This window comes from Haloechinothrix sp. LS1_15 (assembly GCF_033042135.1).
Classification (GTDB): Bacteria; Actinomycetota; Actinomycetes; order Mycobacteriales; family Pseudonocardiaceae; genus Haloechinothrix.
The window spans coordinates 298,386-319,262 of the sequence record NZ_WBXM01000004.1; the positions used below are offsets into that span (position 1 = coordinate 298,386).

The 20,877-nt window shown below is 67.3% G+C and carries 22 protein-coding genes; 6 read left to right on the forward strand and 16 right to left on the reverse strand.

Annotated elements, in window-relative coordinates:
* The 8 genes from F8178_RS08810 to F8178_RS08845 form a co-directional block, all read right to left on the reverse strand.
* On the reverse strand, window positions 1-747 hold the full coding sequence (locus tag F8178_RS08810; RefSeq protein WP_317494207.1) for an ESX secretion-associated protein EspG: 747 nt from the start codon (window positions 745-747) through the stop codon (window positions 1-3).
* Window positions 748-789: 42 nt separating this feature from the next.
* A complete protein-coding gene (locus F8178_RS08815; RefSeq protein WP_317494208.1) occupies window positions 790-2,169 on the reverse strand; it encodes a hypothetical protein in 1,380 nt (459 codons plus the stop codon).
* Window positions 2,169-2,816, reverse strand: coding sequence for a DUF3558 domain-containing protein (locus F8178_RS08820; protein WP_317494209.1), 648 nt, complete (start codon window positions 2,814-2,816; stop codon window positions 2,169-2,171). The genes F8178_RS08815 and F8178_RS08820 overlap by 1 nt, the downstream gene beginning before the upstream one ends.
* A complete protein-coding gene (locus F8178_RS08825; RefSeq protein WP_317494210.1) occupies window positions 2,813-3,355 on the reverse strand; it encodes a hypothetical protein in 543 nt (180 codons plus the stop codon). Before F8178_RS08825 ends, F8178_RS08820 begins: the two co-directional genes overlap by 4 nt.
* Window positions 3,356-3,508: 153 nt before the next feature.
* Entirely contained in the window at window positions 3,509-4,159 is a 651-nt protein-coding gene (locus F8178_RS08830) for a DUF3558 domain-containing protein (RefSeq protein WP_317494211.1), read from the reverse strand.
* A complete protein-coding gene (locus tag F8178_RS08835) occupies window positions 4,156-4,605 on the reverse strand; it encodes a hypothetical protein (RefSeq protein WP_317494212.1) in 450 nt (149 codons plus the stop codon). Before F8178_RS08835 ends, F8178_RS08830 begins: the two co-directional genes overlap by 4 nt.
* A gap of 233 nt (window positions 4,606-4,838) precedes the next feature.
* On the reverse strand, window positions 4,839-5,474 hold the full coding sequence (locus tag F8178_RS08840; protein ID WP_317494213.1) for a DUF3558 domain-containing protein: 636 nt from the start codon (window positions 5,472-5,474) through the stop codon (window positions 4,839-4,841).
* Between the two features lie 149 nt (window positions 5,475-5,623).
* Entirely contained in the window at window positions 5,624-6,877 is a 1,254-nt protein-coding gene (locus tag F8178_RS08845; protein ID WP_317494214.1) for a DUF2786 domain-containing protein, read from the reverse strand.
* A 176-nt stretch (window positions 6,878-7,053) separates the two neighbouring features.
* Between F8178_RS08845 and F8178_RS08850 the strand changes: the two genes are divergently transcribed.
* Window positions 7,054-7,665 carry a helix-turn-helix domain-containing protein gene (locus F8178_RS08850; RefSeq protein ID WP_317494215.1) on the forward strand — a complete coding sequence of 204 codons (612 nt, stop codon included), beginning with the start codon at window positions 7,054-7,056 and terminating at the stop codon, window positions 7,663-7,665.
* Window positions 7,658-8,404 (forward strand): SRPBCC domain-containing protein, encoded by a 747-nt coding sequence (locus F8178_RS08855; RefSeq protein ID WP_317494216.1) that lies wholly within the window; start codon window positions 7,658-7,660, stop codon window positions 8,402-8,404. The genes F8178_RS08850 and F8178_RS08855 overlap by 8 nt, the downstream gene beginning before the upstream one ends.
* A 9-nt stretch (window positions 8,405-8,413) precedes the next feature.
* Here the strand turns inward: F8178_RS08855 and F8178_RS08860 are convergent, their stop codons facing one another.
* From F8178_RS08860 to F8178_RS08880, 5 genes are all read right to left on the reverse strand, one after another.
* Complete coding sequence (locus tag F8178_RS08860; protein WP_317494217.1) at window positions 8,414-9,160, reverse strand: LytTR family DNA-binding domain-containing protein; 747 nt, start codon at window positions 9,158-9,160, stop codon at window positions 8,414-8,416.
* A gap of 4 nt (window positions 9,161-9,164) precedes the next feature.
* Entirely contained in the window at window positions 9,165-10,457 is a 1,293-nt protein-coding gene (locus F8178_RS08865; protein ID WP_317494218.1) for a histidine kinase, read from the reverse strand.
* Window positions 10,454-12,172, reverse strand: a complete 1,719-nt coding sequence (locus tag F8178_RS08870) for a cation acetate symporter (protein WP_317494219.1) — start codon at window positions 12,170-12,172, stop codon at window positions 10,454-10,456. Before F8178_RS08870 ends, F8178_RS08865 begins: the two co-directional genes overlap by 4 nt.
* A complete protein-coding gene (locus F8178_RS08875) occupies window positions 12,169-12,543 on the reverse strand; it encodes a hypothetical protein (RefSeq protein WP_317494220.1) in 375 nt (124 codons plus the stop codon). The genes F8178_RS08870 and F8178_RS08875 overlap by 4 nt, the downstream gene beginning before the upstream one ends.
* A gap of 63 nt (window positions 12,544-12,606) precedes the next feature.
* Window positions 12,607-12,954 (reverse strand): hypothetical protein, encoded by a 348-nt coding sequence (locus F8178_RS08880; RefSeq protein ID WP_317494221.1) that lies wholly within the window; start codon window positions 12,952-12,954, stop codon window positions 12,607-12,609.
* Between the two features lie 347 nt (window positions 12,955-13,301).
* Here F8178_RS08880 and F8178_RS08885 point away from each other — a divergent pair, with 347 nt between their 5' ends.
* Window positions 13,302-13,616 (forward strand): DUF4212 domain-containing protein, encoded by a 315-nt coding sequence (locus tag F8178_RS08885; protein WP_317494222.1) that lies wholly within the window; start codon window positions 13,302-13,304, stop codon window positions 13,614-13,616.
* Complete coding sequence (locus F8178_RS08890; protein WP_317494223.1) at window positions 13,613-15,295, forward strand: sodium:solute symporter family protein; 1,683 nt, start codon at window positions 13,613-13,615, stop codon at window positions 15,293-15,295. The genes F8178_RS08885 and F8178_RS08890 overlap by 4 nt, the downstream gene beginning before the upstream one ends.
* An 85-nt stretch (window positions 15,296-15,380) precedes the next feature.
* On the opposite strand, the gene F8178_RS08895 is transcribed toward F8178_RS08890, so the two are convergent.
* Window positions 15,381-16,646 carry a DUF418 domain-containing protein gene (locus F8178_RS08895; protein ID WP_317494224.1) on the reverse strand — a complete coding sequence of 422 codons (1,266 nt, stop codon included), beginning with the start codon at window positions 16,644-16,646 and terminating at the stop codon, window positions 15,381-15,383.
* A gap of 77 nt (window positions 16,647-16,723) precedes the next feature.
* On the opposite strand from F8178_RS08895, the gene F8178_RS08900 reads away from it, so the two are divergent.
* Together F8178_RS08900 and F8178_RS08905 are read left to right on the forward strand one after the other, a co-directional pair.
* Window positions 16,724-17,491 (forward strand): TetR/AcrR family transcriptional regulator, encoded by a 768-nt coding sequence (locus F8178_RS08900; RefSeq protein WP_317494225.1) that lies wholly within the window; start codon window positions 16,724-16,726, stop codon window positions 17,489-17,491.
* Window positions 17,492-17,587: 96 nt separating this feature from the next.
* A complete protein-coding gene (locus tag F8178_RS08905; protein ID WP_317494226.1) occupies window positions 17,588-18,583 on the forward strand; it encodes a Gfo/Idh/MocA family oxidoreductase in 996 nt (331 codons plus the stop codon).
* Window positions 18,584-18,805: 222 nt separating this feature from the next.
* Here F8178_RS08905 and F8178_RS08910 read toward each other — a convergent pair whose 3' ends face one another.
* Both F8178_RS08910 and F8178_RS08915 read right to left on the reverse strand, forming a co-directional pair.
* The gene (locus F8178_RS08910) at window positions 18,806-19,846 is read right to left on the reverse strand and encodes a Gfo/Idh/MocA family oxidoreductase (RefSeq protein ID WP_317494227.1); all 1,041 of its coding nucleotides are present in this window, start codon (window positions 19,844-19,846) and stop codon (window positions 18,806-18,808) included.
* Complete coding sequence (locus F8178_RS08915; protein WP_317494228.1) at window positions 19,846-20,865, reverse strand: alcohol dehydrogenase catalytic domain-containing protein; 1,020 nt, start codon at window positions 20,863-20,865, stop codon at window positions 19,846-19,848. The genes F8178_RS08910 and F8178_RS08915 overlap by 1 nt, the downstream gene beginning before the upstream one ends.
* Between the last annotated feature and the right edge of the window lie 12 nt (window positions 20,866-20,877).

Below are 20,877 nucleotides of genomic sequence, written 5' to 3' on the forward strand. Positions count from 1 at the left end.
CTAGCGGCCCCGCAGCGAGTTTTCCAGTTCGCTGAGCTTGTTCGCGATCGTCATCACATCGGCCCCGATGAGGGTGATCCACCCACCTTCGGTGGGGCTGAGCAGGGCGCGCCCGGCCTCGGTCGTGTCCAGCCAGAAGGGCACCGGGGTGCGGTTGACGTACCGGCGACCGTGCCCGTCGCGGATGGCCGCGTAGAGCTGCCCGGCCGCACTGCGGTCCTGGTCGAGGAAGCGCTTCATGCGTTTGGCGTCGCGCGAACTGGCATCCGAGCCGAACGCCTCGCCCTTCTCCGCGGCATCCAGGTCCGCTGGGTCGCAGCTCATCGAGTGCACCCGCGCGGCGGGCACGGTCGGCAGCGCCGCTGCCAGCCGCGCCCCCATCTGCTCGGCCGGGATCGGCGCGATCTCGATCTGCTCGCCGTGACTGGTGATCAGCAGCGCATCACGGCCGTGCGCGGCGGCGCGGATCGTGGTGGTGGTGCCGTCGATGGAGGCGATGGTGTAGTACTCGACGGCGGGGCGCTGCATGGTGACCAGCGTGTCGCGGAAGTCGTCGCTGGCGCGGTTGCCGGAGGTCAGCCCCTGATCGGTCAGTTCCCGCAGCACCCGCACATCGCGTTGCTGCCGCACCTCCGGTGGATACCAGCGGCTACCACCCACCAAAGTGGTGTGTGGATCGCCGAGGTTTTCCTTGTCCAGCAGGGTGGCGTAGGTCTCCAGGCTGATCGTGACCGGTCGCGTGATCACAGGTCTGACTCCCCCTCCGAGTGTCGACTCCTCGTACGGTGGCTACTCGCCGATGACCCCGTCGATGATGACCATCCCGGTCACCGGGTCGTACTCCTTCTCCCCGTGCTCGTCACGCACCACCGGCAGCCCGGTATCCAGCTGCTCGTCCTGGATGAACTTCCGCTCATGCTGCTCATCCTCACTGCCCTGGCCACCACGACCGGCACCGGCACCCATCATGCCGCCCATCGGCGCCCGCCCCCCGGCAGCAGCAGCACCCTGGCCACCACCAGCGGCAGCACCAGCCGCACCCGAACCCGTCGGCCCGAAACCACCCTGACCACTCATCGCCCCAGGAGCCGCACCACCAGCACCCCCGGCAGCACCACCCGGGGCCGCACCAGCGAACCCACCGGCAGCCATCCCGGCACCCCCAGCGGCAGCACCCGAACCCATCGGGCCGAACTCACCCCCAGCACGACCCGCACCACCAGCGCCACCCAGGCCCGAGGCGCCGGTACCACTCGGCGGGATCACCGTCCCATCCGGACGCACCAGACTCCCATCCGGACGCCGGATCGTGCCATCCGGATACCGGATACTGCCATCCGGCAACCGCACCCCACCCTGACGACCACCAACACCAGGAACACCACCACCAGCACCCCCAGCACCTGTACCGGAACCCGCACCGGCACCAGCACCAGCACCGGCTACCGCACCCCCCGGCACACCCGGAGCACCAGCAACACCACCCGACGGCGCCACACCCCCACCACCAGCAGTACCTGCGCCCGCACCAGCCGCGGTGGGTGCTGTGGGATAGCCGCCGGAGCCTGCACCGGCACCGACGCCGGATCCGAAGGTCGCCCCAGCCGTGGCTGTCTCACCACTGCGCTCGCGGTCCCGGTGGGTGTAGTCGCTCTCGATCTGCTCCCGGTTGGCCTGCGAGCTGGTGGAGTAGCGCTCGTAGGCTTCGATATTGCGCTGGTTCTTCTCCTCCCAGGCGGCACGCTTGTCCTCGGCCGAATCCATGAACCCCAGCGTCCAGCCGGTCTTGTCGACGAACCAGTTCGGATCGTCCGCCTGGGGCTCGACCTCTTCAACTTCGTTCCGCACGCGGTAGAACGCATCGTTCTGCCCGTTCATGCTCGGGTCGGTTGGCCGGACTTTGGAGGCGGTCATCGCGGACTTGTCGCGGAACTGGTCCAGCTCGGCCTTGAACGCCTCGGCCGCCTCACCCCGCCAGGCCTCGCCGACGCTCCCGTGCAGCCGGGCCAGCTCCTCCGCGACCTCCTGGTGCACCGAGTGCCCTCTGCCAGCGGCTTCACGACCAGCCCCCAACGTGTCGGGAAACCGATCCTGGGCCGTCATCCACTCGTAAATCTGGGCACCCGAGTAGCCGGTGGCGCCCCGGCCATCGACCATCGCATCGGCCATCAGTTATCCCCCTTCATCGTCTCCACAGCAAGCTCGGCGAGCTCGTAGGCAGCCTCGCAGGCCTCTCCCTCACCTCGAAACGGCGCATTCGAACCGGGACCAGCGGTCACGGTTACCCACATAGCCAGGTCATCGCGCACCCCGACGATGGCGTTGCATGATCCTCTATCGCGAGCGTCGGCGGGATCGGCGATCAGTGTCGGATACCCGTCTGTCTCGTCAACTTCGTTGAAAAGCGCCCATTCGTTGAGCGCATGATCTTCATAAATTCCGCTCAAGCCTTCCTTGTTGTTCAAGGTATACGCAACTCGGAAGTGTCCGTAGCCAAGTCCCATATCCCAATCACAGACAGAGTCGTCGTGTTCTGTAATGCGCGCTTCGGCTTCTTCGTACTCGTAGCCAGCTTCGGCGAGCAGCTCATCGTCGAGAGCGAGACAGGGGTCGTCTTCGAACCGCGTCGTGTCAATGGGTTCGTCCACTGCTGGGGCGCCGCTGTGGGGTAGGTCCGCCCTGCTGTGCTGCTCGTCCTGCTGGCGGTTGTCGTCGGGAGTTTCTGCGGTCCCATTGGTGGACTCGGTGCAGGCGGTGACCAGCATGGCGAGCGCGGCGAGCGCGGCTACTGGTGTGGTGCTTCGTGCGCGTGTCATCCCTGTCGCTCGATTTCTTCTGCGTGTTGCTCTTCCAGCCACAGTCGCTCGTGCTTGATCGTTCGTAGGTCTTCGATCAGCACTTCGAGTTCCGAAAGCTCAGCATCGAGCGACTCAAGGTAGGCTTGGCCTCCCCGGTTCGCCGCGAAGGCGTAGTTGCTCGACACAGGGTCGTTGCGCTCCAGGATGTTTTTTAGAGCTGGCGCGTCGTCGTCTCGGTGCAGGGCAAGCTTTTCGTAGAGTTCTATGAGTCGGTTGATGACTTGTTGGACGCCGTCTTCGTCGAAGGCGATGTCTTCGAGTCCGCCTTTGACAATGGCGTCGGCGTTGTTGCGGAGTTGGTCGGCGTAGAGCAGCTCACCCATGTTGCTGGCGGTGCGGCCGTTGTCGTTGGGTTGCAGGAGCTGCTGGTGAACGTCGGAGACCTCAGCCTCGGCTGGTCCGCCGCTGGATGGTGGCGTGGGTACGCCGGGTGTGGGGTTTTCGTCGATGGCCGGTAGTGGCATGTTGGGGTTGCCGGTGCCGTCCTGAGCAGGCACGATGAACCCTCCTCCCTGGGATCGTCCCCGTGTGATGCCGCGCGCGACATACTCACCGTAGCGATGGCATCACCCGGCGGCAACGCGTTCCGGTCAAATCAACCTTCCCCCGAAGGTGTGAGCCACACTACCGCAGCAGCGACAGCGCAGCCGTCAGCTATCCCCCTTCATAGTCTCCACAGCGAGCTCGGCGAGTTCGTAGGCGGCTTCGCAGGCTTCTCCTTCACCTTGGAACGGGGCGTCCGAACTCGGTCCAGCACTCATGGTTACCCACACAGCTAGCTCATCGCGGACACCGACGATGATGTTGCATCGTCCTCGGTCTCGCGAGTCGACCTGATCTGCGAGTAGTGCTGGATATCCGTGAATCGCTTCAGTTTCGTCGAACAGTTCCCACTCTTCAGCCTCGTGGTCTTGGTACACACCGCTTAGTCCTTCAGGGTTGTTGAGTGTGTACGCGACAACGAACCTTCCTTCGCCGAGTCCCATACTCCATCTGCAGAGAGACACGTTGTCATCGGTGACCTCGGTTTCGGCTTCTTCGTAGTCGTATCCGGCTTCAGCGAGTTGTTGGTCGGTCAGGGCGAGGCATGGATCGTCTTCGAAGCGTGCGGTGTCGAGTGGGTTCTCGACGGCGGGGGCGCCGCTGTGGGGGAGATCGGTGTCGTTGTGTTGTTCGTCGTGCGCGCCGTTGTTGTTGGCGGGTTCGGGTTCACCGTCGTTGTTGGTGGTGCAGGCGGTGATCAACATGGCGAGCGCGGCGAGCGCGGCTACGGCAGTTGGCGTGCGGCGTGTGCGTGTCATGCCTGTCGCTCGATCACTTCCACATGTTGCTCTTCTTGCCACAATCGCTCGTCCCTGATCCTTTCCACGTCCTCGATAAGTTTCTTCAGGTCGTCCAGTTCATTCTCTAACGCCTCGATGTACGCTTTACCGCCGCGGTTCGCGGCGAAAGCGTAGTTGCTTGACACTGGGTCGTCGCGTTCGAAAATACTCTCCAGGGCGTAACTGTCCCGTTCTCGGTGCTGATCCAGCTTGTCGTACAGCTCCAAGAGCCGTGTGATGACCTTGTTGACGCCGTCTTCGTCGAAGGCGATGTCTTCGAGTTGGCCTGAGACCTTGGCGTCGGCGTTGGTGCGGAGTTGGTTGGCGTAGCGCAGCTCGCCGCCTGCGGGTATGCCGGGTGTGGGGTTTTCGTCGATGGCGGGTAGTGGTAGGTCTGGGTTGCCGGTTCCGTCCTGCGCAGGCACGGTGTGTCCCTCCTCCCTGGGATCGTCCCCGTGTGTGATGCCGCGCGCGACATACTCACCGTAGCGATGGCATCACCCGGCGGCAACGCGTTCCGGTTAAATCAACCTTCCCCCGAAGGTGTGAGCCACACTACCGCAGCAGCGGCAGCGCCGAACCTAGCCGGTTACCGTCCGCCAGGCGACGGCGCCCGACAGGCACCTAACTGGTGGCCGTCGACCGACCCGGACCAGCATCAGCTATCCCCCTTCATAGTCTCCACTGCGAGTTCGGCGAGTTCGTAGGCAGCCCTGCAAGGCGCATCACGATGTGGACTGTGACGCCCCGCGTCCATTGTTACCCAAACGGCTAACTCGTCGTTGGCGCCAAAAATGACATTGCATGCGCCTCTTTCGCGGGCGTCAATAGGGTCGGCGAACAACGCAGGATGTCCGTGAACCGGGTCGGCTTGGTCAAATACCTCCCAGGTTTCTAGACCGTGGGCTTGGTAGACACCACTTAATCCATGTTGATTTTCCACTGTGAACCCGATTACGAAAGTGCCTTCGCCGCGCCCCATGTTCCACTCACATACGTGGTCAGCGTGCATTGTTACGCGCGCTTCGACATCCTCGTACTCATATCCGTACTCGGTGAGTTGTTGGTCTGATAGTGCCAGGCACGGGTCCTCTTCGAACCGCGTCGTGTCGATCGGATCGTCCACCGGCGGTGCGCCGCTGTGCGGCAGCTCGGGGCTGCTGTGTTGCTCGTCCTGCTCGCTGTTGTCGTTGGGGGTTTCCGGAGTCCCGTCGGTGGACTCGGCGCAGGCGGTCAGCAGCATCGCGAGTGCGGCGAGCGCGGCTACGGCGGTGGTGTGTCGTGGAGTCGTCATCGGTGTTCGTCGTTCTCCCCGTGTCCCAGGACCCAGCCGCTACCGCGCGGCAATGATCGGGCTGCCCCAGCCTTATGCCCGTCGGGCTTGTAGCCTGCCATCCTGCCGGAGCTGCTGCGGGCCTCGATGGCGGGGCCGGCTGCCGCGCCTCACGCTTCGACCACCTGCCGTTCCACGGAGAGGTTGGCGCGGTCGGCCGCCGCACGGCCCGCATCCCAGCCCTCGCCGTTGCTCGCCGACACCCGCCTGCGGCGGAGGGTGCCGAAGTACTGCCGGAACGTCTCCTCGACCGCCCGGTCCCGCTCGGCCAGCACCGGCAGTAACCGCGCGTCCTCGTGCGGATCGTGTGCCGTCCGGGCCGCTTCGGTGAGCCGCTCGCCGATGCGCCTGGCGTACGACAGCAGGAAGGACCGGCGGAACGAGCGTGTGCTCGACCGTCCGGACCCGCCGCGCTGGCTGCCGTGCGCCAGCATGGCCTGGGTGGCCTGCACGAGCAGCGAGGTCGCCAGCAACTCGGTGATTTCGAGGTCGAGCTCGTGGCCGACGAGCACCATCAGCCCGAGTCCGGAGTAGCTCACGGACTTGCACCGGTTGGCCTCGGCAATCGCCGCGACCAGCTGCGCCTTGGCGTCCACATAGGGGCTGTCCAGCCAGAGCCTGCTCGAACCGGCGGCCTGCGGTGCGTGCCGGTCCGCGTCAAGCAACGCGCGCGCGAGCGCGTGCCGGTTCATCATCGCCTGCGCCTTGGCCGACAGCGCCTCGGCTTCCTCGGGAAACTGCGTCGACTCGGCCTTGGCCAGCAGCGAGCGCACCCGGTGCAGCAGCCTCGGATCGATGTGTTCGGCAGGTTGCGCCCCGCACGCGGCATCGCTGCCCGGGGGCGGGACGGTGACCGGGAGCGACGGCAGGTAGGCGAACGTGCCGAGCGCGTGGATCACGCTGTGCAGCGCGTGTTCCACGCTGATGCCCTGTTCCCGAGCCCACTGGCACAGATGCGGTTCCTCCCGCTCCCACCACACGGTAGCCCCCAGCTGGCGCAGCTGCTCCTGCCACCGTGGGTGCAGGCCGACCGACGGGTACTGGGCGGCGTCGGCGGCGATGGCGTCGACCACAAGCCGGGTGGCCTTGGCCGGGCATCGCCGCCGCGCCAGCTCCCGGACATCGAGCGGCTGCCACCCGCGCTGCCACGCCGATTCGGCCCCCTCAGCCAGCGCCATACCCGACGCGGTAGCCACCGCGCGCTCCTCGTGCGGGAGGTGCCGGGAAGCCAGCTCGGCTACGTGCACCCGCGCGGCGATCGACTCCCCGACGAGGGTGGTGCGCGCGGCTGTCCAGAGCGTGGCCACGATCGACTCCAGCATCGGTGACCGGTCCTCGGTTGCCTGCCGGTCGCGTGCGTCCATGGGACTCCTTCTCGTCGCTGCCGTCGGTCGCGGACTGTAACGGCCGGCACCGACATCACACGATTCGCCCAGGTCAACGTGGCTTCTGTCGTCGAGCTAGTGCGGCACGGCGCACATCAGCCACCGAACAATTGAAGTGTCTTGACAAATAAAATTGTCGGACGCATTATCGATCCATGAACGGGATCATGGTGATCGACAAGCCGGATGCGGCCGAAGCGTCGCTCGACCCGGTCCGCGCGCGGCTACTCGGCGAGCTGGTCGAACCCGCTTCGGCCGCGACACTGGCCGACCGCCTTGACCTGCCACGTCAGAAGGTGAACTACCACATGCGTGCCCTCGAACGGCATGGCCTGGTGCGGCTGGTTGAGGAGCGACGCAAGGGCAACTGCACCGAACGGATCCTGCAAACCGCGGCGTCCGAACTGGTGCTGTCACCGGCCCTGCTGGCCGCCGTCGAGCCGGATCCGGACCGTCACCCCGACCGGCTGTCGGCCCGGTGGCTGCTGGCGCTGGCCAGCCGCATGGTGCGGGAGGTTGGCGAATTGATCACCGGAGCGACCCGTACCCGCAAGCGGCTCGCCACGTTCGGCATCGACGGCACGATCCGGTTCGCCACGCCTGGCGACCGGGCGGCCTTCGCCGAAGAACTCACCAACACTCTGACCGCGCTGGTGTCGAAGTACCACAACGAATCGGCGGGCGAGGGGCGCGAGCATCGCGTCGTGCTGGCGCTGCACCCGATGGTCCCTCGCGACGAGGGAGATGAGGAGAGCACTGATGGATGACCACTGGCAGCTACACAAGGAAATCCGGCTCGACGCCACCCCTGAGGAGGTGTGGGAGGCGGTGTCGACCGGTCAGGGAATCGCGAGCTGGTTCGTGCCGCACGAGTTCGATGCCAACGGTGAACACGCCGTGGCCGACTTCGGTTCCGGTAACGAGCAGACAGGCGTCGTGCTGCGGCGCGAACCCGGTCGGCGCATCGTGTTCGGCAACGAGGACGGTAACGAGGCGATGGAGTTCCTCGTGGAGGCCAGCGACGGTGGCAGCACGGTGTTGCGGCTGGTGCAGAGCGGCCTCGGCGGTGAGGACTGGGAGCGCGAGTACCACAGCAAGGGATGGGACCTCTTCCTGTACAACCTCACCCAGTACCTGACGCACTTCCGTGGCCAGCCGGTGGTCAACGTGCTGGTCATGGGCTTCACCCCGCTGGACTCGGTGGCCGTGTGGGAACGGTTCCGGACCGCGCTGGGCATCAGGGCGGACCTCGCGGTCGGCGACCGGGTCGAGCTCGAACCGGACGGCCTGGACCCGATCCGCGGCGTCGTCGACGTCGCCGACCACGGCCTGCTCGGCATTCGCACCGACCACGCCCTCTACCGGTTCGGTGGCGAGGGCGCCGACGCCTGGGGCATGGTGAACGCCTTCCACTACTTCTACGGCGTCGACATCGACCGGGCGGCAGCGACCGCGCGTTGGCAAGCCTGGCTCGACCGGCTGTTCCCGCCGCCCGAACAGGGGTAATCCGCCAGGTCACATCCCCAGCAGCCGCCGCAGCTCGCGGGCCTGCCTGCGGGACACCTCGACCCTGCTGGCCTGGTGGTCGTTCATCACCAGCGTCAGTGCGCCTTTGAAGTCGGGCACCAGCTCCCGGATGTGGTCGAGGTTGACCAGGTAGGAACGGTGCGCGCGGAAGAAGTGCCCGCGCAGCCTGCGCTCCAGCTCGTTCAGCGAGAAGCTCACCAGCACCCGCTCGGTCTGTAGTTGCAGGTACGAGTACCCGCGGGCGGCGCTGGCGTAGATGATGGACGATTCGTCGATGAGCACCGTGCGGTCGCCGCGCTGCACCGGGATGCGCCCCAGGGCGTCGGGCCCCTGGGGCGTGGCCTGCGCTGCCTGCGGCTCGCCCTCCTCTGGTGTGCCGGCCAACGCCCGCTCCAGCGCCCTGCCGAGACGTTCGGCTTCGAAGGGCTTCACCAGGTAGTCGGCTGCTTCCAGGTCGAAGGCCTCCACGGCGTGATCGGGATAGGCGGTGGTAAAGATGACTTTGGGGGCGTGCTGCGATTCCCGGAGCGCGGCGGCGACGTCGAGCCCGGTGCCGCCCGGCATGCGGATGTCCAACAGCACCACGTCGTAGCTGAGCGAACGCAGCAGCGTCAGGGCCTCCTCAGCGTTGGTGGCCTCGCCGACTACCTGGACATGTTCGAAGTTGCCCAGCAGGTACCGCAGTTCGGCCCGTGCGGGAGCCTCGTCGTCGACGATGAGACAACGCGCGCGCATGCGATCACCCTAAGGGGATTCGTAGGTCCACAACAGTGCCTTCGCCTTCCGTGGATTGCACGTCGAAGCGATACCGCTCGCCGAACAGGGTGTCCAGCCGTTCGGAGATGTTCCGCAGCCCGATCCCACCGTTCGCGGTGACCTCACCGGCAATGACCTGTGTCAGCCGCTTGCTGTCGATACCCACCCCGTCGTCGGATACCCGGATGATGGTGGTGCGGGTGAGCGGATCCACCCGCGCTTTGAGGGTGACGGTGCCCCCGTCCACCTTGTTCGCCAGGCCGTGCTTGACCGCGTTCTCCACCAGTGGCTGGATCGTCAGCACCGGAACTTGCGTGGTCAGCACCTGGGGATCCACGTCGTACCGCACCCGCAGCCGCTCGCCATAACGAGCCTGCTCCAAGGACAGGTAGGTACGCACGAAGAAGTACTCCTGGCCGAACTCCGCGAACTGCCCTTCCTGCCGCACCGCGTAACGGAAGAAATCGGACAGTCGAAGCAGTAACTGCCGTGCCTCTTCCGGGTCGGTGCGTGCCTTGGACGCGATGGTGTTTAACGTGTTGAACAGGAAGTGCGGGTTGATCTGGGCGCGGAGCGCGTCCAGTTTGGCGTCTACGGCGAGCTTGCGTTCCCTGTCCAGCTCGGCCAGTTCGAGGTGCAGCGACAGGATCCCCGCCATGCCCTCGATCAGCCCGCGGGGTGGGGGAGACTCGTCGAGCCGGTACACCTTCAGCGTGCCAACCACGCGCTTGCCGATCGCCAGCGGCGCCACGACCGCGCTCTGCAGCGGGCACTCCGGATCCGGGCAGCCGAGCCTGGCGCGCTGCCGCACAACCACAGTCCTGGCTCGGTCGAGGACCTTGCCGGAGACGTAGGTTTGCGGCGGGTCGCCGACGGTGTGGTGGTCGGAGCCGGGTCCGATGAACGCCAGCACCCGATCACGGTCGGTGATCGCCACCGAGTCGCCACCCAGCAGCGGGTGCAGGAGCTCGGCGGTGCGTTGCGCGGCCTCGGAGGTCAGCCCGGACCGTAGCGGCATCGACTTGCCGACCGCGGCGATGGTGCCTGGCCGGGAGTAGGCGCCCTGCCTGGACGCCTGCCTGCCAGCCAGCCGCGCCAGCCGTGGCCCCCGCAGCGCCGACGGGTAGCCGATGGTCAGCAGCATGGTCAGACCCAACCCGATCAGGATCGTGGTCCCCACTCCGAGCGCAGGCGCGGTCACGACCTGGGTGACCAGGTACACCACGCCCCAGGCCAGCGCCAGCATGACCGCCAGCGGGAGGCTGCCGTTGCTCATCGCTGCCTACTCTTCGTTGCGTTTCCTGCCGCGCCACGCGAGGGCTCGTCGATACCGGCGATGGTCAGCCTGGCCAGCCGTAGCGCCTGCCGGTCGGCGGCCGTGCCGTGCAGCTTCAGCCACAGCCGGTCGAGGTTCGGCGGTGTGACGGTGCGACGTGACACCAGCACCGTCACGGTGGCCGCCAGTGGCGCGGCCACGACGGTGGGGGTCAGCAGCATCTCGCGGAGACCGTCCGCGCCGAGCACGGTGCCAGCGACGATCATGCCGATCGCGGTGATCGTCCCTGTGGCCATGCCGGCGACCGCTCCCGCCGCCGTGGTGCCGCGCCACCAGATGGTCAGCATGAACACTGGCGTCAGTGCCGAACCGGCCAGCGCGAAAGCCCAGGTCACCATGGTCGCCACGATCGAGGGGAGCAGGGCGGTGAGCGAGTCGGGTCGCATGGTCAGTGCCACCACCGCGGAGACCACCGCGACCAGCACCACCGCGGACCGGCCGGCCCACACGGCTTGCCGCTGGCTGGCGCGCGGGTTGAGGTGTCGCTCGTAGACGTCGTGACCCCAGGAGGCGGCGGAGGCCAGCAGCAGGCCCGCGATCGTGGACATGACCGCGATCAGCGCTCCGGTGGCGATGAACCCGAGCCCCACCTCGTCGCCGTAGATCCGGCCGAGCACCAGCAGCGCGTGCTCGGGAACCCGCAGCACCCCGTCGACGGTGAGCTCGGCCAGCCACGGGTGTTCGCGTGCCGCTTCGGGGATGAGGGAGCGGGCCGCGGTGCCGAGCAGCACAGCCAGCGCGTAGAACACCCCGGCGAGGCCGAGCACCCACACCGTGGTCATGCGCGCGGCGATGCCGGTGGGGCTGGTGAAGTAGCGGTTCATGATGTGCGGCAGCCCGGCAGTGCCCATGATCAGGGTGATGATCAGCGCGAACTGCCCGAGCTGGCCGTAGCGCGCTCCTGGTTCGCCGAATGTCGCCGGTTCGTCGCCGTCGATTCGGTCGCGCTCGGTTTCGAGCCGCCACTCGCCGTCCTCGACGGACGGGTTCGCCAGCGGCCCAGTGGACAGCTCGTCGACCGCGCCCGCGTAGTTGAACCCGGAGCCGAGTACCGCGATGGCCAGCCAGATGAAGGCGCACAGCAGCAGCAGGAACTGCACCGCCTGCGTCCACGTGGTGCCGCGCATGCCGCCGAGCGCCACGATCAGGGTGATGGCCGCGGTGGTGACCAGCACACCTGTGGCGTACGGGCTCAGCCCGGCGATGCCGTGACCGACAAGCAGCTCCCAGGTGATGCCGCTGCCGACGGCCTGCGGAACCAGATAGGACAGGATGATGAGCTGCACCACCGTGACTGCGGTGAGTCGCGTTCCATCGGACTCCAGCCGCCTGCCGAGGAAGTCGGGGATGGAGAACTCGCCGAACCGGCGCAGCGGCGCCGCCACGAACAGCAGCACCGGGATGAACCCGGCGGCGAACCCGGTCGCGTACCAGATGCCGTCGAGCCCGGAGACGTAGACTGCCGCGGCGACCCCGAGGAACGAGGCGGCCGAGAAGTAGTCCCCGCAGATGGCGCAGGCGTTGGTTGCCACCCCGACGCGCCTGCCTGCCAGGTAGAAATCCAGCGTTGACGGCCCGCGGGGGCGCAGCACGAGGGCGAGGCCGAGCACGACCACGAGCAGGGCCACCAACCCGAAGATGCTGGCGGTGATCACAGTGGTGTGCTCCGTTGCTCGTGCTGATCACGCTCCGGGCCGCCGAGCATGCGGTCCTCAACCGCGTTGGCGAGCGTGGCCGCCGCGATGGCCAGCACAAAGAAGAACACGTACAGACCGAACGCCGCCATCGCGAAGCTGGGACTCATTCCGCCGATGAGCCTGCCCTGCGACCACCAGTCCAGCGCAAGCGTGAGCACCGGAACCGCGGCGACGACCACCAGGAACACCGTGAAGTACCCGAAAGCCACCCGCCGGAGCGTGCGGAACGTCGCGTCCACCTCGGCAGGCATGTCGTACTCGTCGGTGAGCTCGTAGCCGAGGGGTTCCGGCGACTCACCGTCGGAACGGGTTGAGGTGGCACCGGGCACGTCCGGAACCATACGTCAGTCCACGGCTACGGCAAAGATCGATAACGATGCGCCCACGCCCGGTTACGCCACGGAGTACATCCGGTAGGCGGTACGCAGCAGGATCACCGCTGCCCCCGCCACCATGACCAGCCCCATACCGGGCAGTAGCTCGCCCCAGCTGCCGGTCGAGGCGTTGATGTGCACGATCCTGCCCAGCTGCCACACCGCAATCCCGGCGACAGCCACCCCGGGCACCGCCGCGTGAGCCAGTGCCACGCGGCGGTAGGGCAACAGCGCCCCCGCGACCGCGAGCGTCCCCGCGCACAGCGTCCACAGTCCGGGCCCCGCGACGCCGGACAGCGAGCCGAACGGGGTCGACACCCAGGGCAGCAGCGAGCCGACGAGGAGGAGAAGCCCCCCCACGAGCATGCCTGCGCTGCCGGGGTGAAGGACGCGACTGGGCGAGCGGCCCGTGGGGGGACGTGCAGGGGATGTGACGGACATCATGCACGGAGTCTAGGGCGCCGCCGCGGCGCCGACCCAGGCTTTCCTTCGCAGGCGGTCGCTCACCCCGTCCGAGCGGTTCACTCGACGGTGCGAACGGTTGGCGGGCGCGAGCGGCCCGTTCGTGGCGGCCGCTGAGGCCGCTGGTCACCAGCTGGTGGCCGCCCGTGGAACAGGGACTTGTGGTGGGTGTTCGGGCATCCGCAGTGTGTTGCCTCACAGCGGACTCGCAACGGTCGGCTGGTGTCCACGAGCACGAAGGGAGCCCGGACGTGACCCGAGCACCGTCCGAATCGCAGCACGATCCCCACGATGAGCAATGGAGACGTGACTACTGGCGGAGCAACCTCCGGTTGATGGTGGTACTGCTGGCCATCTGGGCGTTCGTCTCGCTCGGTTGCGGGGTGCTGCTCGCCGACCAACTCAATGCCGTATCGATCGCCGGGTACCCGCTTGGCTTCTGGTTCGCGCAGCAGGGCTCGATCTACACGTTCCTGCTGCTGATCCTCGTCTACGCGGTCCGGATGGATCGGCTCGACCGCAAGTTCGGCGTCAGCGAGCGCGATGAACAGGGGGCGGCGCGGTGACCGAGATTCAACTGTGGACAACAGTCTTCATCGTCCTCACCTTCGGGCTCTACATCGGGATCGCTTGGCGAAGCCGGGTGAAGGAGACCTCCGGCTTCTACGTGGCCGGGCACGGGATCCCGACCGTGGCCAACGGTGCCGCTGTCGCGGCCGATTGGATGTCGGCGGCCTCCTTCATTTCCATGGCGGGGCTAGTGGCCTTCCTCGGTTCGGACGGCTCCGTCTACCTCATGGGGTGGACGGGTGGTTTCGTGCTGCTGGCGCTGTTGCTCGCCCCGTATCTGCGTAAGTGGGGCAAGTTCACCGTCCCCGAGTTCGTGGGTGATCGCTACTCCGAGCTGGTGCGCACGCTGGCCGCAGCGGCGGCGGTGATGATCTCGTTCACTTACATCGTCGGCCAGATGAACGGTGGCGGGATCGTGTTCAGCCGGTTCCTCAACCTCGACCTGACCGGCGGCGTGCTGGTTGCCGCCGCGATCATCTTCATCTACTCGGTGCTCGGCGGGATGAAGGGCATCACCTGGACACAGGTCGCCCAGTACACCGTGCTGATCATCGCCTACCTCATCCCGGCCGCGGCGATCGCGCAGCAGTTCACCGGCCTGCCGATACCCCAGGTCACCTTCGGGCAGATCCTCGGCGAGCTCAACGCGCTGTCCGCCCAGCTCGGCCTCAACGAGTACACCGAGGCGTTCTCGGAACGCCCGATGATCGACGTCTTTCTGGTGACGCTGGCGTTGATGCTCGGAACCGCCGGGCTGCCGCACGTGATCATCCGGTTCTACACCACGAAGACCGTTCGCGGGGCTCGTTACTCGGCGTTCTGGGCGCTGTTCTTCATCGCCCTGCTGTACACGACCGCGCCCGCAGTGGGGGCGTTCACCAAGTTCAACCTGCTCAGCGGGGTCGAGGGAACGTCCGTTGCGAACCTTCCGAACTGGATCGAGAACTGGGCCGCGACCGGGTTGGTGTCCGTCGCCGACGGCGCCTCCACCATCACCTCGGTCAGCAACAACCCGGCCGACGGGGCGGATCTCACCGTCAACAACGACATCCTGGTGCTGGCTACCCCGGAAATCGCGGGACTGCCCGCACCGATCGTGGGGCTGGTCGCGGCGGGCGGCATGGCAGCCGCGATGTCCACGGCCGCCGGGCTGCTACTGGTGATCTCGTCGGCGGTGTCCCATGATTTCTACTTCCGCCGCGTGAAGAAGAGCGCCTCCGATGGTGAGCGGTTGCTCGTCGGCAGGCTCGCGATGACCGCAGCAGTGGTCGTCGCCGTGATCGCGGGAATCAACCCGCCCGCGTTCGTGGCCGAGGTGGTCGCGTTCGCGTTCGGTCTCGCGGCGGCGAGCTTCTTCCCCGTGCTGGTGTTGGGCATCTTCTGGAAGCGGTGCAACGCCACCGGTGCCGCCGCCGGGATCGTCGCGGGGCTCACACTGACGATCACGTACATGATCTACACGCTCGACGTGTTCGGTACCGAGGCGCATGACCACATCCTCGGTGTCAGCCCGGAAGGGATCGGTGCGATCGGTGCACTGGTCAACTTCGTGGTCGCCATCGTGGTGTCGAAGGCGACCGCCCCACCGCCCGCGCACCTGTCCGCGCTGGTGGAAAGCATCCGGTATCCCTCGGTGCGCGGAGAGGAGGAATCGGAGCGCTCACCACAGGCGTGATGGCGGGCGCGGCAAGGCCCCGGCACCCGTTTCCTGTCCGGGTGCCGGGGCTACGCGCCGTAGCCGATGCGGGGTCCGCGCCATGTCACCGGTTGGCGGCCACGCCGCGGTACATCAGCCTGCGCAGCAGCCATTCGGCGGGTCCGCGCAGCTCCGCCCGCTCCAGCGCCAGTGCGGCGATCACGGTGACCAGCCACAGGCCGATGGCGAACAGCGCCATGGTCGCGCTGGTGAACAGCGCACCGAGCCCCAGTCCCCAGGCCGCGAGCACGGGAGCCATCACGACGGAGTGGCTGAGATACCCGGACAGTGACCGCTTGCCGAGCGCGGAGATCCCGGTGACTGGGGTGCTGTTCGTGGCGCGTGCGGGAAGCCAGTAGGCAACGAGCCCGAACAGCGCGACATAACCAAGCCCGCCAGCGAGGCCGGTCGTCCACTGCATTCCGAACAACATGCCCTCGGTCAGGCCAGCCGCAGGCGGCAGATCGATGAGCTGGACGTGCTGCAACGCCGAGGGCAGCGAGCCGGCCAGGCCGATGGCGATGCCGAACACAGCCACACGGCGCAGCAGCGGCAAGTGGTGGTGGGGCTGCTCGAGGATACGGCGCCGGGCTGCCCACATTCCCAGCAGCATCGCCACCGGCAGCACGATGCCGAACGTGTTGATCCCCAGCAGCACCAACCAGGTCACGAGCCGGATGATGGCCGCGGCCACCCAGTTTTGTTCACCGGCCGCGTACGAATCGGGGCGTTCCCCGAAGCCCTGCGCCTCGCCGTCCATCGTGATAGTTCCCGTGGCCAGCGCGATCACGGTCCCAGCGGTCACCGCGAACCCGGTCGCCAGGATCGTGGCGCCCACGGCGCTGACGACCAGCATGACGCGGTCGCTCCTGCGTAGGAACAGCCAGCCGAGCACCAGGCTGATCAGGCCGTACGCGGCGAGTACGTCGCCTGCCAGCAGCAGCGCCGCGTGGGCGAAGCCGAACACGACCAGCCAGAGGCTGCGTCGCCGCAGCAGCGTGCGCGCTTCACGCTCGCTCGCGCCCGACCGCGTCTGGCGGAGGTACAGCTGCACCATCCCGTAGCCGAACAGGAACGCGAACAGTGGGTAGACGCGGACATCGAGCGTGCTGATCAGCAAGAACTGCACGATGGTATCGGCAGCGTGTGCCGGGTCGGGGTAGTCCGAGGACTTGCTGTAGGTGCCGTCCCACAGGAAGAACGCCGTGTTGGACAGCACGATGAGCAGCAGCATCAGCCCGCGCGCGAGGTCGGGTGCCAGGGCGCGTTCCGCCGCGGTCACCGGCCCGCGGGTGGCCGCGGCGGACTGGTGATGTTCCGGAGTCGTCACAGTTCCCCCAAGAAATAGCGAACATCGTTCGAGGTTATTACTCCGAACACTATTCGACGTTGTATGCTCGGCGCAACATGAGTGCTGCGGAACGTTCGTCGGATCCTGAGCGCCTGGTCCGCCTGCTCTGGGAGCCACGCGGCCGTCCTGCGCGAGGGCCGAAGCCGGGTCTCACGCTGGACCGGATCGTTCGTGCGGCCATCGAGATCACCGACGCCAAGGGGTTCGACGCGCTGTCCATGCGCGGGGTCGCGCAGCGGCTGGGGGTCGGAACGTCCACGCTGTACTCCTACGTCCCCGGCAAGGCGGAGCTGTACGCGCTCATGCTGGATACGGTGGCGGGGTGGAGCAGCCACCCGCATACCCTGCCGGGCGACTGGCGCGCGCGGTACGCGGCGTGGGCACGGGAGGACTGGGCGGATTTCCGACAGCACCCCTGGGTGCTGCGCCTCCGGGCGGAGGTGACGCTTCCCGGGCCGAACATGATGGCATGGCTGGACTCGGCGTTGCGGGTACTCGATGGCACCGGGCTGACCGAGCACGAGAAGCTGGCCACCGTCGGAGCCGTCGACGGTTTCGTCCGGCGGGCCGCCCAGGACGCGGTGGAGGCTCCACAAGGCGGCCAGGGGGATTCGTCTGGCCCCGTGACCGACGTGGTGGCGGTGCTCGCGGGCTGGGTCGACCCGGCCCGGTATCCGAGGGTGGTGCGGGCGATCGAGGAGGGGGTGGACCTGGCGTCCGATGCCCGTTTCGAGTTCGGGCTGCAGCGGCTGCTCGATGGGATCGAGGCGTTCATCGTGGCGCGGGCCGCGAGTTCACCGGCGCCCCCGCATCGTGACCCTTGACACCTGCCGAGATCACCGTGGACCATAAGAGCGCTCTGACTAGAGCGCTCTAGTCGCGCGACGGGAGCGCTTCGACGAAGCAGTTGAGGTGGATCGGTGAAGATCGGAATCGCAGGCGTCGGCCGGATCGGCCTGATGCACGCGGAGAATCTGGGTGCGCTCGATGCCGTCGCGGACATCCTGCTGTTCGACCCGCAACCGGAGCGGGCCGCGCACGTCGCGGCCGGTCTCGGGGCGAAGGCGCGCGCCGTGGCGGACCTGGACGAGCTGATGTCCGCGTGCGACGGGGTGCTGCTGGCGACCCCGACGGGAACACATCCGGAGATGGTGCGCCGCGCGATCACGGCGGGCACGCCGGTACTGTGCGAGAAGCCGCTGGCGGCCACGCTCGCCGAGATGGAACCGCTGGTCACCGAGATCGAAGCGTCCGGCGTGCCGGTGGTCGTGGGGTTCCACCGCAGGTTCGACCCGGCGACCGTGGCGGCGTACCGGCGGTTGCGCTCGGGACAGGCCGGTTCGGTGTACCTGGTACGAGCCGTGTGCAACGACGCGGACCCGCCGCCGGTCGAGTTCGTCGCCTCCTCGGGAGGGCTGTTCAAAGACTGTCTCATCCACGAGTTGGACGCGGTGCCTTGGCTGGTGGGCCAGTCCGTCGTCGAGGTTTACGCATCCGGCTCCGTGCTAGTTGACTCGTCTTTCGCTGAGGTGGGCGACTGGGACAACGTGGTCGCCACGCTGCGGTTCGACAGCGGGGCACACGCCGTGTTGTCGGCAGGGCGGCACGACCCGCTCGGCTACGATTGCCGCACCGAGGTGTTCACCAGCGTCGATACGTTCGCGATCGGCTGGGACGACCGCACCCCGCTGAACTCGTTGGAGGAACGCGGCTCGAGCGTCAGCCCTGACGCCTACCGGGGCTTCCAGGAGCGCTACCGGCCCGCTTACCTCAACGAGATGCGAGTGTTCGCTGGCATCGTGGCAGGCGAGGCCGAGAACCCCTCACCTGCCAGGGATAGCCTACTCAGCCTCCGGCTGGCGGAGGCCTGCGAAGAATCCGTCCGCACGGGGCAGCCGGTGAGGATGGACGGCTAGGTCCCACTGCCCAGCAGCGCGACGAGCGGTTCTCGACTGGCGGTCGGGTTGCGCGTCGCGGATCCGCTGTGGAGCGTGGCCGTTCGGGTTTTCCAGTTGGTTTCCGGGACGGCGCCGAGAGGAAGTGGCCGGTCGACTAGCGGGGTTCCCGCGCGCTGCCGCAGCACAGCGATGAGCGTATCGTCAATGCACAGCCAGGATCGTTCGCGACGTCAGTGACGCTCACCGCGGCAGACCGACCACCTGGCCCGTTGTCGAGCTCGTTCGAGCCGCGTCGAGTACTTCCAGTACAGCAACGGAATCCCACGGGTCTACCGGGACGCCTGCGTCGCCACGGACAGCCGCGGCCAGCCCGGCGTAGAACCGCATCCAATCACCCTGTTCGCTCGGCACGGTCTCCTCGATACCGGCGCGGTAGAGTCGGCCCCAGCGCTGCTGGGGTACCGAACCCCATGTCTCTCCCTCGGTGGCAGGTGAGCGTCCAGCCAGGAGCTGCTCGCTCTGCCCGTCGTCGTCGGCCATGGCGAGTGTTCCGCCGCTGCCAGTCACCCGGAACCGCCAGCCGCGGCCCCCCTGTAGGTCCAGGTCGCCCCACACATGGGTGGTGATACCGTTGCGGTGCCGCAGGGCGGAGAAGAACCAGGTGTCCAGCTCGTCCGTGCCAGGCAACGCGTTCTTCTCCGCGTAAACTGAGCTCACCGGCCCGAACAGCCGCATGGCTTGGTCGACGACATGGCTGCCGAAGTCGCGGAGCAAGCCGCCCGATACCGGGGTGAACCCGCCTTCGGGTCGGTACTGCTCCATACGCGACTCGAACCTGGCCACCGTCCCGAGCTCGCCAGAGTCCACGAGCCTGGCCACGGTCAGGAAATCCGCGTCCCATCGGCGGTTCTGGTACACGCTGAGCAGCACACCGGCCCGCTCGGCGGCCTCGACCGCCTCGCGTGCGGTAGCCGCGTCCGGCGCGAAGGGCTTGTCACAGACGGTCGGCACACCGAGCCGGATCGCCTCGTGGACCAGGTCCAGGTGCGTATCGAGCGGAGTGGTGATCGCTACCGCGTCGACCCCGGATTCGACCAGGTCGGCCAGGCTGTCGTAGGCGGGTACGCCGGGAAAGTCGCAGGCCAGCTCGGCACGCCGTTCGGTGGAACGCGTCACCGCGCCCGCGAGCTCGCAGCCAGGCGCGTTCGCCAGTAGCGGCGCGTGGAAATACCGCCCACCCTTGCCATAGCCGACGAGGCCGATCCGTGCCGGGTCTGCCATCACACTCTCCCTGTCTCGACAAGCACTTTCATAGTCGATTCCGGCTCCCGGAGCGCAGCGAACGCTTCGGCGAACGACTCCAGCGGCGTGATAGCGGTGGTCAGCGTGTCCACATCGATCGCCTCACGGGCGAGCAGGTCGATTGCCTGCCCGAACTCCTCGACGTAGATGAAGCCACCAAGGATGCGGACCTCTTTGGTGATCGCCTGCACCGCATCAAAGGACGGCGGCTTTGGTGACATGCCGACCAGCCGGATGCTGCCGCCTGCCGCGACCAGGTCGAGTCCCATCTGGACGGCGCTGCCGTGGCCGGAGCATTCCATCACGAGGTCCACTTCGAGAAGCTCACCGGCGCCCAGGCGCTCGGAAGCTTCCTCGGGCGCCAGCGTTTCGTCGGCACCCAGCCTGCTCGCCATGTTCCTGCGGAACGGCGAGGGTTCGATCAGCATGATCCGCGAGGCTCCTGCGCGCCGGAGCACCTGCACGACCAGCTGGCCCACCGGGCCACCGCCGATGACGGCCGTCGTGTCCCCGATCCGCAGCGGCGAGGTACGCACCGCCCGGACCGCCACTGCTACCGGTTCCGCCCATGCGCCCCGCCGGGTGTCAACGGTGTCCGGCAGGGCGTGCAGGTAGGAGGTATGCAGGGCGACATACTCGGCCATGCCGCCGTGGCGCGCGACCCCGAGCGGGTTCTCCGCTGTACCCACGGCGCAGAGGTTGTAGCGGCCCTCGCGGCAGTACCGGCAGCGGTGGCACACGTTGCCGTTGGGGTTCGCCGTCACGCGCTGGCCCACCGACCAGTCCCGAACAGCGGAGCCAGTGGCGACGATCTCGCCAGCGAACTCGTGCCCGGAGATGACCTCGGATCGGAACAGCTCGATCTCGGGTGCGTGCAGGTCGCTACCGCAGATCCCGCAGTAGTGCGAGCGGACGAGCACCTCATCGGGTTCGGGCTCCGGAACGGCGACCTCGACGAGCTCGTGACGCCGTTCGGTCGAGAGAACCACCGCTTTCATCGTGCACGCTCC